The organism is Nitrospira sp. CR1.1, assembly GCA_014055465.1.
GTDB lineage: Bacteria > Nitrospirota > Nitrospiria > Nitrospirales > Nitrospiraceae > Nitrospira_A.
This window is the reverse complement of record WIAF01000010.1, coordinates 20,650-36,253: the sequence shown is the minus strand read 5'-3', so window position 1 is coordinate 36,253 and position 15,604 is coordinate 20,650. Positions and strand designations below refer to the sequence as shown.

13 protein-coding genes and 1 pseudogene are annotated in these 15,604 nt (G+C 57.9%); 1 reads left to right on the top strand and 13 read right to left on the bottom strand.

The genetic code is table 11. The annotated features are described in order from the left end of the window. Nucleotides 1-10 precede the first annotated feature (10 nt). The 13 genes and pseudogenes from GDA65_15975 to GDA65_15915 all read right to left on the bottom strand — a co-directional run bounded on the left by GDA65_15975 (nucleotide 11) and on the right by GDA65_15915 (nucleotide 14,783). The gene (locus GDA65_15975) at nucleotides 11-325 is read right to left on the bottom strand and encodes a hypothetical protein (protein ID MBA5864192.1); all 315 of its coding nucleotides are present in this window, start codon (nucleotides 323-325) and stop codon (nucleotides 11-13) included. 528 nt (nucleotides 326-853) lie between these two features. Then, on the bottom strand, nucleotides 854-1,282 hold the full coding sequence (locus tag GDA65_15970) for a tetratricopeptide repeat protein (protein ID MBA5864191.1): 429 nt from the start codon (nucleotides 1,280-1,282) through the stop codon (nucleotides 854-856). A gap of 170 nt (nucleotides 1,283-1,452) precedes the next feature. Beyond that, nucleotides 1,453-2,259 (bottom strand): copper resistance protein B, encoded by an 807-nt coding sequence (locus GDA65_15965; GenBank protein ID MBA5864190.1) that lies wholly within the window; start codon nucleotides 2,257-2,259, stop codon nucleotides 1,453-1,455. Nucleotides 2,260-2,375: 116 nt separating this feature from the next. Continuing rightward, a pseudogene (locus GDA65_15960) lies at nucleotides 2,376-4,307 on the bottom strand (copper resistance system multicopper oxidase). Between the two features lie 149 nt (nucleotides 4,308-4,456). Then, nucleotides 4,457-5,272: an alpha/beta fold hydrolase gene (locus GDA65_15955; GenBank protein MBA5864189.1), complete on the bottom strand. Its 816-nt coding sequence runs from the start codon at nucleotides 5,270-5,272 to the stop codon at nucleotides 4,457-4,459. Between the two features lie 145 nt (nucleotides 5,273-5,417). Beyond that, nucleotides 5,418-5,837, bottom strand: coding sequence for a tetratricopeptide repeat protein (locus GDA65_15950; protein MBA5864188.1), 420 nt, complete (start codon nucleotides 5,835-5,837; stop codon nucleotides 5,418-5,420). Nucleotides 5,838-6,041: 204 nt separating this feature from the next. Then, a complete protein-coding gene (locus GDA65_15945) occupies nucleotides 6,042-6,281 on the bottom strand; it encodes an RNA-binding protein (GenBank protein ID MBA5864187.1) in 240 nt (79 codons plus the stop codon). Nucleotides 6,282-6,351: 70 nt separating this feature from the next. Beyond that, the gene (locus GDA65_15940; protein MBA5864186.1) at nucleotides 6,352-6,648 is read right to left on the bottom strand and encodes a hypothetical protein; all 297 of its coding nucleotides are present in this window, start codon (nucleotides 6,646-6,648) and stop codon (nucleotides 6,352-6,354) included. 222 nt (nucleotides 6,649-6,870) lie between these two features. Then, on the bottom strand, nucleotides 6,871-7,899 hold the full coding sequence (locus tag GDA65_15935) for a flippase-like domain-containing protein (GenBank protein MBA5864185.1): 1,029 nt from the start codon (nucleotides 7,897-7,899) through the stop codon (nucleotides 6,871-6,873). A gap of 175 nt (nucleotides 7,900-8,074) precedes the next feature. Then, the gene (locus GDA65_15930) at nucleotides 8,075-8,476 is read right to left on the bottom strand and encodes a DUF4864 domain-containing protein (protein MBA5864184.1); all 402 of its coding nucleotides are present in this window, start codon (nucleotides 8,474-8,476) and stop codon (nucleotides 8,075-8,077) included. Between the two features lie 433 nt (nucleotides 8,477-8,909). After that, nucleotides 8,910-12,092 carry a CusA/CzcA family heavy metal efflux RND transporter gene (locus GDA65_15925; GenBank protein ID MBA5864183.1) on the bottom strand — a complete coding sequence of 1,061 codons (3,183 nt, stop codon included), beginning with the start codon at nucleotides 12,090-12,092 and terminating at the stop codon, nucleotides 8,910-8,912. A gap of 28 nt (nucleotides 12,093-12,120) precedes the next feature. After that, nucleotides 12,121-13,215: an efflux RND transporter periplasmic adaptor subunit gene (locus GDA65_15920; protein ID MBA5864182.1), complete on the bottom strand. Its 1,095-nt coding sequence runs from the start codon at nucleotides 13,213-13,215 to the stop codon at nucleotides 12,121-12,123. Between the two features lie 230 nt (nucleotides 13,216-13,445). Continuing rightward, on the bottom strand, nucleotides 13,446-14,783 hold the full coding sequence (locus GDA65_15915; protein MBA5864181.1) for a TolC family protein: 1,338 nt from the start codon (nucleotides 14,781-14,783) through the stop codon (nucleotides 13,446-13,448). Between the two features lie 222 nt (nucleotides 14,784-15,005). Between GDA65_15915 and GDA65_15910 the strand changes: the two genes are divergently transcribed. Continuing rightward, the gene (locus tag GDA65_15910; protein MBA5864180.1) at nucleotides 15,006-15,185 is read left to right on the top strand and encodes a hypothetical protein; all 180 of its coding nucleotides are present in this window, start codon (nucleotides 15,006-15,008) and stop codon (nucleotides 15,183-15,185) included. The last annotated feature ends 419 nt before the right edge of the window (nucleotides 15,186-15,604 follow it).

The following is a 15,604-nucleotide window of genomic DNA, read 5'->3' as shown; positions in this document are numbered from 1 at the left end:
TTGCGAAGAGTCAGAGACTCAGCGGAGGATGGAAGAGGACCACGACAAAGGTCGGCGCGAACAATGTAGAAGTCAAGACGACATCATCTGCGAAGGGAGAGATAATTTCAGGAGCGGGAAGGGCCACGGACTGGAACACAAAATGGCAGGGGCACCCGTCATCTGTCACGGCCCCATCGGGAGATGGGGAAAGATCCACGGCTTCGACGAGACCCACGGCTGACCCGACTTGCCACTCACCAAGACAGGTATAACCAGTCAATTGGACTCCGAGGAGGAGAACCAGTACGACCAGGAGCACATGTTCTGTTCGCCCTTTCAACACCAGCTATGCCTCTGAGTGTAACCCATATATAACATAGCCCCTCCCCAAAGTTACACATTCTTCGCCCCTCCCACTATCGTCAGAAGCCTCTGACTCTGCCAGGCTCAGTTCGAACGGTCAAGTACGGGTCAACTCTGGTCGGATGGGATAGTCGCCGCAGTCGTTTCCAGTCTTCATGGCCAACGGGGTAAGGCGCCGATCACAAACACCAGCAGCCAGCGTTCTGGATCCTGAAGAAGTGCCGATCCTTCCTCACCCATAACAACGGCTTGTTGATCCACACCCCGATGGTGAACACCGAGCGCCGCTCATGCCGACAGCGGAACGTATGGGCATGCTGAACTATGGCCATAATGGTAAAAGCCAACGTACGCGCCCGTGAGTGCCTGACCTTCGTGGTGTCATCGCAACATCCATTCTTTCCATTGTGAAGCAAGAGGCTCAGACCTAGTCTCACGCGGGAACATCTGCCTCTGCACCGTGACACGTGCACATGTAGCCTTTCTGCCCCCTCTCAGCACAACCTCGTCAGTGACTATGCCCGCCTCCTCCGTGACCTGGCATTTTGCTCTCTTTCTCCGGAACTGACACGCCAGCGAGAGGGGGTGAATTCCAGATGATTTTGTCCCCCGGCGCCAAGTTTGCCGCCGTGATGAAATGCGCATCTCCCTCACGCAGTGCTCCAAGGCGGTACAAGACCATCCCCAGGTTGTAGTGCGCTTCGGCCAACTCTGGGGATGCTGCAATGGCCGCCTCAAAATGTTGCTTCGCGCTCTCCCACTGCCCCTGCTGATAGGCGAGAATGCCTTCGTCATGGTGGCGGACCGCAGCGGCACTCGTGCCGGCTGGTGCCGGTAGCACTGTCTGTGCGGACTTCGGCGTTGACGCGCACCCGCCGATTACCGACGCCACCATCACGAACAGCAATACGTGAAACCTGTGACTAGTGAATGACATCACTTCCTCCCTTCTTACAATCTCACCGGCCAGCCGATGATGGTCCACACGAGCAAGCGATCGGAGGGACGGGAGAGCTCCATGCCCTGCCCCTCGCGAACCCGACTCGAACGATCCCGTGTTGCGGCAAAATATTTCTTCGGCTGGCCATGTCAATTTCCATTTCTCGATTAAAACCACGCCCGCACACCCACAACAAATCGAACCTGACTCGGGTCTCCCCCTTCTCGGCGCACCAGCGTGGCGGTTTCGCCGAAACTTTTGTCCAGGGATATGCCCATGTAAGGCGCGAACTCGCGCCGCATTTCATAGCGTAGACGCACTCCGAATTCGAGGTTGTTAAGCCCGGAGCCGGTGGTGAATTCTTCGACTCGCTGAATGGCCGCGTTGGTTTCAACACGGGTCTGGAGAATCAGTCGTTGCGTCAGGAGCAAATCTTTGGTGAGCGAGAGGCGCGCAGAAACCGCGCCGTTTTGATCGATGAACATATTGGCTTCCAGGTCATAGCTGTAGGGCACGAGTCCCTCGATCCCGATTGACGCGAGCCCACGGGTTACATTGCGCCCGCGAAACGTCTGCGTTTCGACGCGAGAGCCGATTTGAAAATCGTAATACTTCTGGATGAACCGTCCATAGAGCAGCTGAAAGTCCACGTCGTAGTCCGCTTTGAATGCCGTATCCCGTTGCCCTTCGCTTTTGAACCAGACTCGGTTGTAGTCTCCGCCGTACCACCCCTCGACGTCCCACCGGTAGTCGCTCGGACGTTGGCCTCCACCAGAGCTTGGGCGGTATTCGAGGACGTCAACGAGGGCGTAGAGGCGGTTCTCCTGATCATTCACGGGAGGCGGCCAGCCACCTGGCGAGGATAAATTGGGCGATGTCCGTTCTTGCCGGGCGGAAGGGCCGACGGGTATAGACCCCTGGGACGAAGTAGAACCGGCTTGAGCCTTTGAGCTTGAGACTGTATCCGTCATCATCGATCGAAGCGGAGTTATGGGGAACTGGAGTATAGATTGCGCAAGGACCGTCGAGTCGATGCAGGTGCTGCAGAGGCACGCCAGAAGCACCACAAGCACGGCTCGTAAGGAAACACTCACGAGGATCTCGCTCGCGGGTCGTCCGCTACCTCAACGACCCGGAACATCCCGGCCTCCATGTGCAACAGCAGGTGGCAATGGAACGCTCAGCGTCCCGGAGCGTCCGCCGTGACGGCGACGGACAACCGCTCGGCCGGCTTGACGACGACGGTATGCTTCCGCGGCAAGTATTCGCCCGCGCCATTTTCCAAATGCATCCACATCCCGTGCAAATGGAGCGGATGCTCCATCATGGTATCGTTCACGAACGTGAGGCGCAGGCGCTCGCCGTAGTGGAAACGAATCGGCTCGCGAGCTTCTGAATATTTCTTGCCGTCGAACGACCACATGTACCGGTTCATGTGACCCGTGAGATGGAGCTCGATTTCCCGCTCCGGCTCACGTTGGTCTGGATAGGGCGCCAGGCTTTTCAAGTCGGTATAGAGCAATACGCGGCGGGCACTGTCCTCCAGTCCTCTTCCTGGTTCCGCCATGCGGTTCTGCGAATACTCGGCCACTGTTTGATTGCCGGGGCCGTGATCGTCGGGGCTATGTTTGACCGGTTCCGCCCCGGGAATCTTCGAGCGGCGTGGATGGCCCTTCTCCATGCCCGGCATCTCGTGACTGTCAGGCATCTTCTGCATGTCTGAACCGTGCTGCATGTGCTCCATCTTTGGCGTGTCGGCTGATGACTGCATGCTCGGCATCTCACGGTGCGGCCCCATGCCGGGCATCTGCATGGCGCTCCCGTCCGAGTGTTTCTTCATGCCCGACATGTTCATCCCGTCCATGTCCATGCCTTCCATACTCATTCCCATATCTTCCATCGTACGGAGCGGGCGGGGTCGGCGTTCTGGGATCTCCCCACTCATGCCTGGGCGCGTTGCCAATGTGCCCCGTGCGAAGCCGCTGCGATCCATCGTCTCGGCAAAGATGGTGTACGCGCGATCCACGACCGGTTCGACGATGACATCGTAGGTTTCGGCCGGTCCCATGCGAAACTCCTCCACCACGACGGGCTGGACGTTCTGCCCATCCGCCTGCACGATCGTCATCTTGAGTCCCGGGATGCGCACGTCATAGAAGGTCATGCTCGCCGCATCGATGAAGCGCAGACGTACCCGCTCCCCCGGCTGAAAGAGCCCTGTCCAATTGCCGACAGGCGACAGGCCGTTCATCAGATAGGTGAAGGTGTATCCGGTGACGTCCGCGAAGTCCGTCGGGTCCATCCGCATCCGGTCCCAACTCAAATAGTTGGCCAGTGCCGGCAGGAGACCGGACCTCGCGATGTCGGCAAAGAACTCCCTCGCGGCGCGCTTCTGAAAGTTATAGTAGCCCCCTTGTTTTTTGAGATTGGAGAGTAGGGGTTCTGGTGATTCGAACGTCCAATCCGAAAGCATCACTACATACTCGCGGTCATACTGAAACGGGTCCGGCTCGACAGGGTCAAGAATCATCGGCGCGTACACGCCCAGGAGCTCCTGACCGCCGGAGTGACTGTGAAACCAATACGTGCCGCTCTGCTGGATCGGAAAGCGATAGGTAAATGTGATGCCGGGCGGGATGCCACCGAAGCTGACCCCCGGTACGCCATCCATCTCGGGCGGCACGAGCAACCCGTGCCAGTGAATCGAGGTAGGTTCCGCCAAATGGTTAGTGACACGCAGTGTGGCGGTCTGCCCTTCTTTCAGACGAATCACGGGACCCGGGATGGTCCCGTTGATCGTGATCGCAGTTCTTCTTCGACCGTCAACGCGAAACAGCTGTTCGCTGATCGTCAGATCGATCATGTCTCCGCTCAGCGGCGTCTGTGAACCGATGTGCGAACGAGTCTTGGCGGTGGCCTCTGTCCAGGTGCAGGCGGGAATCAGGTGCTCCACGGCGGCCAGCAGACCCAACACGCCGGCGCGCTTCAATAACAGACGTCTCGAAATACAGTCCGGGATCATTCCGCCTCTCCTCCGTTCAGATTGCAATGGGTCCCGACTTCGTCAATCCGATCGCAGAGCCCCCGCGCTCACGCACGTGCTTACACGGCTCGTACAGGAGTCCTGTCGGAGCCATTCAAGAAATACCTGATCGAAGAGCGTCTGTTGCTCTAACTGTGGCGTGTGCCACTCTGGTCGAACAAGTGAAACGAGACATGCTGCAGTCTTGGCAGCACCGTGTCCCAAAGTACGTGCGGCACCACGTAATCATGACGCCCCATCACCACGAGAACCGGCGCCCTCAACAGCGTTGGATTCCACAATAACTCATACTGCGCGAAGAAACTTCGGAACACTGTTACGAGTTCCATAGTGACCGGCATGCCCAGCCACAACAGCGAGGCGTTGTAGGTTGGGTCATACCAATACTTCGGACCGTCGGCGATGTACCGTGCAATAAAGGCATCCTTCGGTGCCATCGCCTCAAGCTTCCCCGAGCGAAGTCTGGCCCAGTTCTCCCGGAGCACCGCCTTTCGCGCGTCCGACGCATGACTGGCCCAGTATTCGTGTGCCCCTGCGAGCGTGCCTTTCACATCACAGGGCGGAGACCCAAGGAGGACGACATGGGACACCTTCGATGGATATCGCTTCGCGTACTCGAGCGCGAGATTGCCATGGTGCGAATGGCCAACGACTACAGCTCGCTCGAATCCGACCTCGGCACGAACATGTTCGATGTCGTCTATATAGGTGTTCGAGGTCATCCTCTCCGGGCTGAACGAATCATCGGTCTCGGCAAAATGCCGAACGTCCATGAACCCCAATCGGCAAACGTCCTTGAGCTGCCGAGAGAAGGTTCGCGGATAGTAGACGGCAGATCCAATGACGAGAACGGGAACCCCCCTCCCCTCAACCGTGTAGCGAAGCACCGCACCGTTCACCCTTGTTGATCGCTGTAGGCTCGATGGTTCCTTCATATGAAGCATTCTCTTTCACGGTGGCGACGGGCCATGATCCTCGCCCTGCGAGTCTGTCCGCGAGCACAGGGCCATCTGGTGGCACCCCGATGCCCAGCGCGAAGAGCCAGGTGCCGGATCAAGGGGCGCGCTGAAGTTCGCCGCGCCATCCAGCCTAGTGGCTGTGCCCCCCGTGGCCGTCGGACATGCCTGAAGGTCCACTGGGCCTGGATGGCGCCTCCACTTTGCTGAACGGCGGCGCGCTCTGGATGACGTCGTTCTCTGGCGCCAATGCCGCCGCTTTCAGAAAATGCGGCTTGGCCTCGGCATCCTTCCCTTGCCGGTACAACACCATGCCCAGGTTGTAATGCACTTCCGCGAGCGACGGCGCAATCTTGACCGCTGTCTCGAAATGTTCTTTGGCCCGATCCCACTGCTCCTGTTTGTACGCTTGTATCCCCACGACATTGTGACGCGCGGCGAGGGCATCCGCATGTGACGGCGCAGACAAGAGTGGGCCTTGCCACAAAAGGCATCCGCTGATTGTTGCGCTGGCTATGAACAAGGTGATCATCGTGCGCGCTCGGGTCGTCATCGCTGGATTCCTCTCAGCCGGGGGTAAAGTGTGCGATCATGACACTCTGTCATTTCTACCCAATCGCCCAGTCTCACAGACCAGAATACACATTGACACTCCACTGATGCCGAAGAAGATGGAGCGGGATACCGACCACTAAAACGGAGTCCATCGTCTTCTACCTCGCCCCTTGCTCGGCCTTCTTGTGCATGACGGGTTCTCCTACTGTGCAAAGGTGACGATGAGAGAGTGCCCTTCTAGTAAGGTTCTGTGCAGTGCCGCTTGGGCTCGGACCGCTTCTTCGTCCGAGGCCATTTCCACAAACCCGAACCGCAGGGATTCCCCTCGATGCCCTCTGACCACTCTGGCGGATACCACCTGGCCAAACGGAGCAAATAAATCGTAGAGCTGTTGATCGGTATCGGACTCCGGAAAACCCTCGACAAAGAGTTTCTTCCCCATGTCAGCTCACATTTCGTCTCTGCTGCGAAGACCGCCAAGGCCGCCCAGGTCCAGGTCCGCACGGTTCGGCTTAGACATTGCTCCCATTTCTCTTGGGATTCTGAAGATTCCGAAGCGCCTGCTCTTTCCAGGTGTCAGATGGCATGCCCGGCGCTAAATACCCAAGGAAGTTGTCGCCCTGATCACAGAACGACAGGGTGCAATCGAGGCCCACCACATATCGCACGTTCTCCTGCTGCACGAGGGCCCAACAGGCCAACGGTGACACCCAGACCGGATCATTCTTGTTTTCTTCCGGACGGATCGCATAGAGCGCATTCCAGCCGTTGGCTGGGATGATTTGGAGAATCTTGCGTGCTGACTGCATGGGTCTCCTCTCGCTCATGTCCCTTCTCCTTCGTCTCCTTTTCGGAGGCGTCGCACAGAGCACCGCTCATCGCGAACGGTGAGCGGAGTACATCGTCTGGCGTGTGATCGGCCACCAACAGATCCACGTTTCATTGAGCTTCTCTGTCAGCCCTCCCCGTCATGCTTCACATTCATGTACGGCTGGATCCTTCAAGACGCTGGAGCTCCTTTTTTGTGTGATTCATTCTGCCTGGATGCTGGCCCTATTCCCTAACGTCATGAACGCCAAACAGAGCACGCCAATGGCAATCCACACCAGTTCTCTCGCCCGTCGAACCAAGGCGAAGGTCATCCCCGTCACGTCGGTATAGCCGAAGGTCCTCAACAGCATCAGGTTTCCCGCTTCTTGTGCCCCCACGCTTCCGGGAATGAACCACGTCCCGCCCTTGATCAGGGTCGACAAGGCATCAATCGATAAGGCGGTCATCGCGTCAATCGGCTCTCCGAGGTACAGAAGAATCACATAGACCTCCATGGCTTCCACCAACCAGCCCGCAAGAAATAAGGTGGTCGAGAAAAAGAACGACCTTGGCGCTCGGGTGTAGAACCCCACGATGGATTCATCGAGCGCGAGCAGTCTTTCACGTCTGGTTTCCAGCGCGGCAACTCGAATCCGGCATCGCTCCAGAGTGCCAAAGAGCACGGTGAAGAGACCCCGGCGTTGAATCAGGATAAACAGGGCGGTCCCAAACAGGAGGAGAGTGACACTCAGGGTAGCGGCCAGGATTGAAGCGGTGTCAGCCGGTGTCGATCTCGATGGAAAGAGCATCCACACCCCTAGACCAATGCCAAGAAGAATATAGACGATCTGCGCAATCGTCATGGTCGTTTTTGCGACGATGACGGACGCTAAGCTCTCGACTATGGGGATGGAGTACTGTTTGAGCAAGTGGGCCTTCAGAGGCTCTCCTCCGAGATAGGCCGTCGGTGTGGTTGCGTTCACGAGCTCACCGGCCGTCCGGATCACAAAGAGCCGTGAGAATGGGACAGCGACAGCGTACTGTCCTAAGGTGAATCGCCAGCCGAGGCAATCAAGGAGATACATGACGGTGGAGGGCAAGAGCATCACCGCGACTCCTACGGCACCGAGGCTGGCTCCGGCTCTGTAGATCCTGTCTGGACCGATATGGACGACGAGGCCCATCAAGGTCACCAAGCCTAGAACAAGCAGGGCCCCTCTAACGGCATACGATGAGAGCACCGGTGACATGCGTGCACCCTTTCGAAGATGAAGACGTCACCTAGGCAGCCGTGCGCGAGCGCATCGGCTTACGAGGTCGAGACGCGTAACGGACATTCTTGGACGCGTGAAAATAGCGCCAGGCCACCTTGCTTGGTAGAACGTGAGCGGGCTCTCAACAACGTTGGCCTTCGCGCCTTGTGCGTTACCGACGTGGAGGTCCCCACTCAAAGCTCTCGATCTTCCACTGGTCACCTTGCTTCACCACGATGTACCGGGCCTCGCTCACCTCGAGTCCGTACCCTTCCAGAATGCCACCAATGGTCGCGGTGGCGCCGTTCATGCTCCGTGACAGAAAGCTACTATTGCGTGTTTCCGCGACGACATTGTTGTTCTGGATGAGCGCCACAAATTCGTTGAAGGACAGCTTGGCCTTCGCGGTGGAGGATAAATAGTCATACGCCCGGGGGTACTCTCCCTCGTCGATCGCGCGGAGTTGGGCGCGAATCATCTCGACAGGTTTCATGCTTTGCCCCCACCAATAGCCAAAACCGAGCGCTCCGAACAGCACTACGACACCTGCCGCCAGTTGTATGTGCCGCCTCATGGTGCGCAACTCATTCCCCCACCCTGGACCTGTGCGTATCGAGGCCTAGCACTAGGTATGCCCCGGTGCGCCTTGGACGGCCAAATCCTTGCGTCTGAATTCCTTGAAGACGTGCGTCAGCATTGGTTTTCCGTTAGGTCGCAAGATACCCAAGAGACACAGCCTTCCTGCAATGATCGCCACCTGTCTCGCGCGCCAAGCGATGCAGGAGCAGACTCGACCAGGCGCAATCCCACGAACACTCTCCACCGCAAGGTGAAGGCAGCTCCCCATCCCCCTCACAGGCGTGTGTGCCTGTTCCAGCTTGTTCGCACCCGGGTCAGCCTCCGTCGGTCGATATCGAGTCCACGCAACTCGATGTCAGGATCGTTTTCGACACGAAGGGAAGATGACAGGACACCGGTGCCCAGGCAGGGACGTCTTCTCGTTGAGGTCATATCGGGATTCCCTCTCGATCAGTCACCACGGACCGAGACGGTGCAGCTTCAACGGGTCGGAGGCGGTACTTCACGTCCCCGTGCCAGCGCCAGAGCATGTAAATCGCGGGGATGACCAGCAGCGTCAGGATTGCGGACGTGAGCATCCCACCGATCATCGGGGCGGCAATCCGTTGCATCACGTCCGTCCCCGCGCCATGGCTCCACATGATGGGCAAGAGTCCGGCCATAATCGCCACCACGGTCATCGTCTTGGGCCGCACGCGTTGCACGCTGCCCTCCAATACCGCCTCATACAGGTCCGCTCGCGTGCGCATGCGGCCTTCTTGAACCCGTTTCTCATAGGCTTCATCGAGATAGACGATCATGAGCACGCCTGTTTCGGCCGCCACTCCCGCCAACGCGATGATGCCGACCCAGACCGCCACGCTGACGTGGTACTCGAGGAGGTACAGGTACCAGACGCTACCGATTAACGCGAAGGGCACCGACAACATCACGATCAACGATTTCGTCACGGAGTCGAAATTGAAGTAGAGGAGGACAAAAATCAGAAAGACCGTTAAAGGAATCACCAATCGAAGCCGCTCGGCCGCTCGCTGCATATATTCGTACTGTCCTGACCAGGAGATGATATAGCCCGGCGGCAATGTGACCTCTTTCGCGACGGCCGCCTTCGCGTCGTTCACAAACCGGCCCACATCACGATGGGCCACATCGACATACACATAGCCTGTTAACAGACCGGCCTCGCTGCGAATCGTTGCCGGGCCGCGGGTTCGGACAATCTCTGCCAATTGTGACATCGGGATCAGGCTCCCTTCCGGGGTCTTCACGAGCACCCGACTCAACCGCGTTTCATCGTCGCGCAATTCCGAGGCATAACGCAGGTTAATGGTGTAGCGTTCCCGGCCTTCCACGGTCGTCGTAATGACACGTCCGCCGATGGCCGATTCGATCACATCCTGCACGTTGCTGATGGTCAGACCGTATCGGGCAATTTCTTCCCGCTTCAGACGGAAGTCTAAGAAAAAGCCGCCGGTCACCCGCTCCGCGTACACGTTGCGAGCCCCTGGAACCCTCTTGATCGCCATTTCCACGGCTGTCCCCGTCCGTTCAATGACGTCAAGGTCCGGTCCGGAAATTTTAATGCCGACCGGAGTTCGAATGCCGGTCGTCAACATATCGGTCCGCGCCCTGATTGGCATTGTCCAAGCATTGATGACGCCCGGAAGCTGGACTTGGCGATCCATCTCATCGATCAATTTTTCCCACGTCATGCCGGGGCGCCACCGTGTTTCGGGTTTCAGTGTGACCACTGTCTCGAACATCTCCAGGCCGGCGGGATCGGTCGCGGTATCCGCTTTGCCCGCTTTTCCGAAGACGCGCTCGACTTCCGGAAACTGCTTCAACAACGCGTCCTGGATCTGCAACAGGCGGCTCGATTCGGTCACGGATTGGCCGGGAAGACCCACGGGCATGTATAAGATCGTCCCTTCATTCAAGGGGGGCATGAATTCCGAGCCGAGCTTCTCATACACCGGAAGAGACCCGGCCAGCGCGAAGAAGGCCAACAGCACCGTTACCCATGGGAATCGGAGTACCAGCTTGACGACGGGCTCGTAGGCGGCTACCAGCAGGCGATTGAGAGGATTGTTCACAAGCGGCGTAATCCGTCCCTTGATCAGCAGTACCATCAGTACGGGCATCAGCGTAATCGAGAGCAACGCCGCGAAGAACATCGAAAAGGTCTTCGTAAAGGCCAGCGGTTTAAAGAGGCGCCCTTCCTGCGCCTCCAAGGTAAAGACGGGGAGGAAAGAGACGGTGATAATCAGCAACGAGAAGAACAGTGGCTTTCCCACCTCCTTCGCCGCCTCGAGAATCACCCGCGCCCGAGTTGTAGACGACAGATCCGGCACGTCTTCGAGGCGCTTATGCGCGTTTTCAATCATGACAATGCCGGCGTCAACCATCGCACCGATTGCAATCGCAATGCCGCCCAGCGACATAATGTTCGAGGGGAGGCCGAGATAGTACATCGCCAAAAATGAGAGCAGAATGGCAATCGGCAGAGTCAGAATAGCGACCAACGCTGAGCGGAGATGGAAGAGAAAGACCAGGCAGACCAGGCTGACGACCAGGATGACCTCGAGTAGTTTCTCCTTCAACGCGGCGATCGATCGAAGGATCAGATCCGAGCGGTCATACGTGGGCACGAACTCGACGCCGTGGGGTAACGACGGTTGGATTTCGGCGATCTTCGCCTTGATCCGTTCAATGACCTTCATCGCGTTCTCGCCGAACCGCATAATGACGATCCCACTGACCACGTCCCCACTCCCATCGAGATCAGCGAGACCTCGGCGCATTTCCGGCCCCAGTGCCACCGTCGCGATGTCGCGGACGAGGATGGGCGTCCCCTTCGCATTGGTGCCGACGGCCACCTGTTCGATATCCTGAATGGATCGGACATACCCTCGTCCGCGCACCATAAATTCGGCGCCGGCGAACTCGACGACTCGGCCTCCCACGTCATTGTTGCTGTCCCGAATCCGCTCCATGATGTCGCGAATCGAGAGGTTGTAGGCGAGGAGCTTCGTCGGATCGAGCTGGACCTGATACTGTTTTTCAAATCCTCCGAGGCTGGCCACATCCGCTACGCCGGGGACCGCTTTGAGCCAATAGCGAACATACCAATCTTGTAACGTCCGCAGCTCCGCGAGGCTCCGCTGGCCGCTGCGATCGACAAGCGCATACTGATACACCCATCCGACACCGGTCGCGTCGGGTCCCAAGACGGGGACCACGCCTTGCGGCAACCGCCTGAGCGCTCCAGCCATGTATTCGAGGACACGAGATCGCGCCCAATACATATCCGTCCCATCTTCGAAAATAATGTAGACGAACGAATAGCCGAAGAAGGAAACGCCCCGTACGACTTTGACGCGAGGAGCCGAGAGCATTTGCGATACGATCGGATAGGTAATCTGTTCTTCAATGAGCGTCGGGTTTCTGCCCTCCCACTCGGTATAGACGATCACTTGTACATCCGAGAGATCTGGGATGGCATCCAGCGGCGTATGTAACAACGCCCACCCTCCCCATGCGGTGAAGAAGGCGATGCCTAACCCTATGACGAACCGATTCTGGGCGCTGTATTCAATGATTTTCCCGATCATCGCGTGCCTTCTGTGCCGGTGTCCCTGCCTAATGCTTCATACCGGCCATTCCCTCCATCGGCCCCTGTCCATGCTGGGCTATGCCGGACGGTGCCGTGGAAGGTGGTGAGCCCATGTCCATGCCATGCATGCCCATCATCCCGAGCGCGGAGCGCAACTGGCTTTCGGAATCGATCAAGAACGCCGCCGACGTCACGACACGCTCTCCAGAGCGGAGTCCGCTTTCGACCACATAAGCGTTCTCGACTTTGTCTCCCACTTGAACCTCTCGCGGTTCCAGCTTGCCCTGTCCTCTGTCCACAAAGACCACTTTACGGAGCCCCGTATTGACGACGGCTCCGTCCGGAATCGCGACCTGTGTCCCGAGGGGGATCTTGATCTCCACGTTGGCATACATGTCCGGCTTCAGCTTTTCGCCGGAGTTCTCCAACTCGAACCGGACCTTGGCGGTCCGAGTCTTGGGATCGAGGGTTGGATAGATGAACGCGACATGACCATGCAGCTTCGTGCGGGGATCATAGGAGAGCGTGACCGTCGCGCTTTGGTCGATCTTGATCGAGGGCAACTCATACTCGTAGATGTCGGCGAGGACCCAGATGCTGGAAAGGTCGGCGATCATATAGAGCTCAGTGCCGGGACTGACATACGAGCCCTTCCGCGCCTCCATCCGGATGACCGTCCCGGTCATCGGCGAATGGATGGGAAGCGTTTTTAGCACTTGGCCGGTCTTCTCAAGCTCGTGTATGTGGTCCTCCGTGATATCCCACAGCTGGAACCGGCGCCGTGTCGCTTCGAGCAGATCTTGAGCGCCTCGAGCGACTTCTGGAAATTCACTCTGTCCGAGTTCCTGGACGCTCTGAAGTGCCAGGAGATACTCCTCTTGGGTAGCGACCAAGTCGGGACTGTAAATAGTGAAGAGACTCTGCCCCTTCGTGACGTGATCTCCGATGGCGCTGACGGCGAGTTGATCAATCCAGCCGGCGAGCTTGAGATTCACCCGTTCGAGGCGGCGCTCATCGATCTCTACTCGGCCGACCGTGCGAATGACTTTTTCGAGCGGGCGTTGCGTGACCTCCTCGAATTTCACACCAATCGTCTGTAACCGCTCGGGCGGGATCCTCACGGTGGGCGCGGTACTCTCCGGAGAGGATGCCGTGCCTTCGGTCTGAACCTGCTCGGGGGATCCCGGCTGCTCACCCGGATTCCCCACGCCAGGCATAGCCTCATGGGTCGAGGTCGTCTCACGCCGCTCGCCTGGAGGTGTCGACGTAGAATCCACGGTTGTCCACCACCACCCCAGGGTGAGCCCCACAGTCAGCAGCAGTGCCAGGCCGATAGACAAAGCCCGAGGAGTCATTGGATGTGGATTCCTTCCTGGACTCCCTCGGTCAATGGCCCACCGGTTATGGCTTCCAACCGCGCGAGCGCCTTCTCATGTGAGACCATCTCCCCATGGAGCTCTAACTCACTGTCTTGCAACGTCAACAGGCTGTTCAAGAGCGTAAGGAAATCCACCTTGCCCACGGCGTAACTCGATTGCGAGGCTCGCAGAGCCAGGGTGGCCTGTGGAATGATCGCATCGCGTAGGATCGTCACCAAGCGTTCTGCGCGCTGCGCCTGGACGAACGAATCCTTCACTTGGAACAGGACGTCCTGGCGCGTAGCCGTAAACTCCTCGCGCGCACTGCTCAAGCCGGCAGCGGCCTCCCTCACGCCTTCACGTTGCTTCGTTTGGTAAAAGAGCGGGATTTTAATCCCGAGCATCACCTGGTAGCCGTTGTCATGGATGAGATCGTTCCGCAGGCCTAATGCACTAATGTCAAAGTCCGGAAAGTACTGTCGACGGGCGAGCGAGACCGCTTGCTGCCCACGTTCCACACCCTTCATGGAGGCCATCAGGATGGGAGAGAAGGCCTCGGCCCGCTGACTCAGGTCCGGCAACGGCACGGTCAGGAGCGTGACCTGGATCTCTTCCGGAGTGCCGAGCGGCCCAGCCGGAGGACGATTCAGGAGACGATTGATCTCGGCGTGCAGACTCTCTTTTTGTTGGTCAAGCACGGCGAGCCGGTCGAGGACTCGCGAGCTCTCCACCTGGGCGCGGAAGATGTCCTGCTGGGCTGCTTGCCCCACACTGTAGCGGGCCTTCGCCGTCTTCTCGAACTGCACCAGCAGCTGCCTGTTTCGCTCCACGATCTCAATGCCTTTGTGAATGAAATGCAGATCGAAATAGGTCTGCTTCAGCCGGGCGATCAATCGCAGCCGCGTCGCAACATACTCCTGCTCCAGCCGCTCAGCTTCCCGGGTCGCCACCTCCCCTCGGAGTCGCAGTTTTCCGGGAAAGGGAATTTCCTGCGCAAGACCATACATCGTCCCTTGAAGTGGCTCCATCATCGGCATCCGCTGATACCCAAGCTGAACTTTTGGATCAGGGAGCGTCTGGACTTGCGGCACGACGGCTTTGGCTGCTTCCCAACGTTGATGGGTGGCTTTGATCTCTGGATTCGCTGCTTCGAGCTCTTCAATGAGAGTCGGGAGACTGATCCTTGGACCGCTCAGGTTATGGCTATCCCCTGCGGGTAGGGAACCGTTTTGCTCTTCACGCGCGTGCGCCACCGTCACTCCCGTGAGAAGGAAAAGAACCACACCCCAAAAAAGGAGACGCAGATTATGACGACGGAATACTCGCGTCATGACACCACCTCCGGAAGGCATGAATAGAGAGAACCGATAATGATGGATCGCCCGCTCAACTCAAGGAAGCGGAGCGGCGAGAAGGAAATGGAGATGTGGTATCAGATTCGGAGGACCGAAGAAGAATCTATGGAGAGTGGAACAATGGAAACCGCGTTACTCCATGAGCACAGAGTCTGGACTGCGAGGGTTGTGAGATCTGTGGAAGGGCTGAGGAGGAGCGTGGCACAATCAACATCTGCGACCGCGCTATGTTTTCCCTGGCGTTCCGGCGACGAGGTCGCCGACGGCGGACACATCGTGGTTCCGTCCATCGGGCAGGTCATTACCTCTTCTACGAGCGCCGCCGTCTCTTCCGCGACGGAAATGTCGGGCAAGACGCACATCGTCCCGATCACCTGACACAAGGTGAAGAAGAGCACCAGCGCCACGTACCGTGTGGAGCATCGTGAAATCATGAGACCGAATATCCCTCTCACAAGCGCGCTTCTCGCGACTCTCAACGTGACGTTTATCAGTTCGTAGCAGTCACGTCAAGTCTGGCCCAATCCACCCACATGCTGATCAAGCATGCGCGGGTATAGATAAAAAATAAACTCGTTTACTATACATTGCTAAAAACCCAGTATTTTGCCCCTTTGTATTGCTCCGGAGCAGGTAGACAAATTTGTTTACTTTCAAGACCAAACTTTTACATTGAAGAAAAACGTCCTTTACTCTCAGGGACCTAGTCGGCTTCGAGACAGGAACTGGCTCACTGATTTAAATCTTCTGTTTGCCGATGCTACGTCCTGGTCGTTCCTCATTACGCCGGAAAGGGT

What these genes read in the sequence shown, in the direction of transcription:
- GDA65_15970 (MBA5864191.1), bottom strand. Translation starts at nt 1,282, where the DNA reads ATGTCATTCACTAGTCACAGGTTTCACGTATTGCTGTTCGTGATGGTG.
- GDA65_15965 (MBA5864190.1), bottom strand. Translation starts at nt 2,259, where the DNA reads ATGATGACGGATACAGTCTCAAGCTCAAAGGCTCAAGCCGGTTCTACT.
- GDA65_15955 (MBA5864189.1), bottom strand. Translation starts at nt 5,272, where the DNA reads ATGCTTCATATGAAGGAACCATCGAGCCTACAGCGATCAACAAGGGTG.
- GDA65_15950 (MBA5864188.1), bottom strand. Translation starts at nt 5,837, where the DNA reads ATGACGACCCGAGCGCGCACGATGATCACCTTGTTCATAGCCAGCGCA.
- GDA65_15945 (MBA5864187.1), bottom strand. Translation starts at nt 6,281, where the DNA reads ATGGGGAAGAAACTCTTTGTCGAGGGTTTTCCGGAGTCCGATACCGAT.
- GDA65_15940 (MBA5864186.1), bottom strand. Translation starts at nt 6,648, where the DNA reads ATGCAGTCAGCACGCAAGATTCTCCAAATCATCCCAGCCAACGGCTGG.
- GDA65_15935 (MBA5864185.1), bottom strand. Translation starts at nt 7,899, where the DNA reads ATGTCACCGGTGCTCTCATCGTATGCCGTTAGAGGGGCCCTGCTTGTT.
- GDA65_15930 (MBA5864184.1), bottom strand. Translation starts at nt 8,476, where the DNA reads ATGAGGCGGCACATACAACTGGCGGCAGGTGTCGTAGTGCTGTTCGGA.
- GDA65_15925 (MBA5864183.1), bottom strand. Translation starts at nt 12,092, where the DNA reads ATGATCGGGAAAATCATTGAATACAGCGCCCAGAATCGGTTCGTCATA.
- GDA65_15915 (MBA5864181.1), bottom strand. Translation starts at nt 14,783, where the DNA reads ATGACGCGAGTATTCCGTCGTCATAATCTGCGTCTCCTTTTTTGGGGT.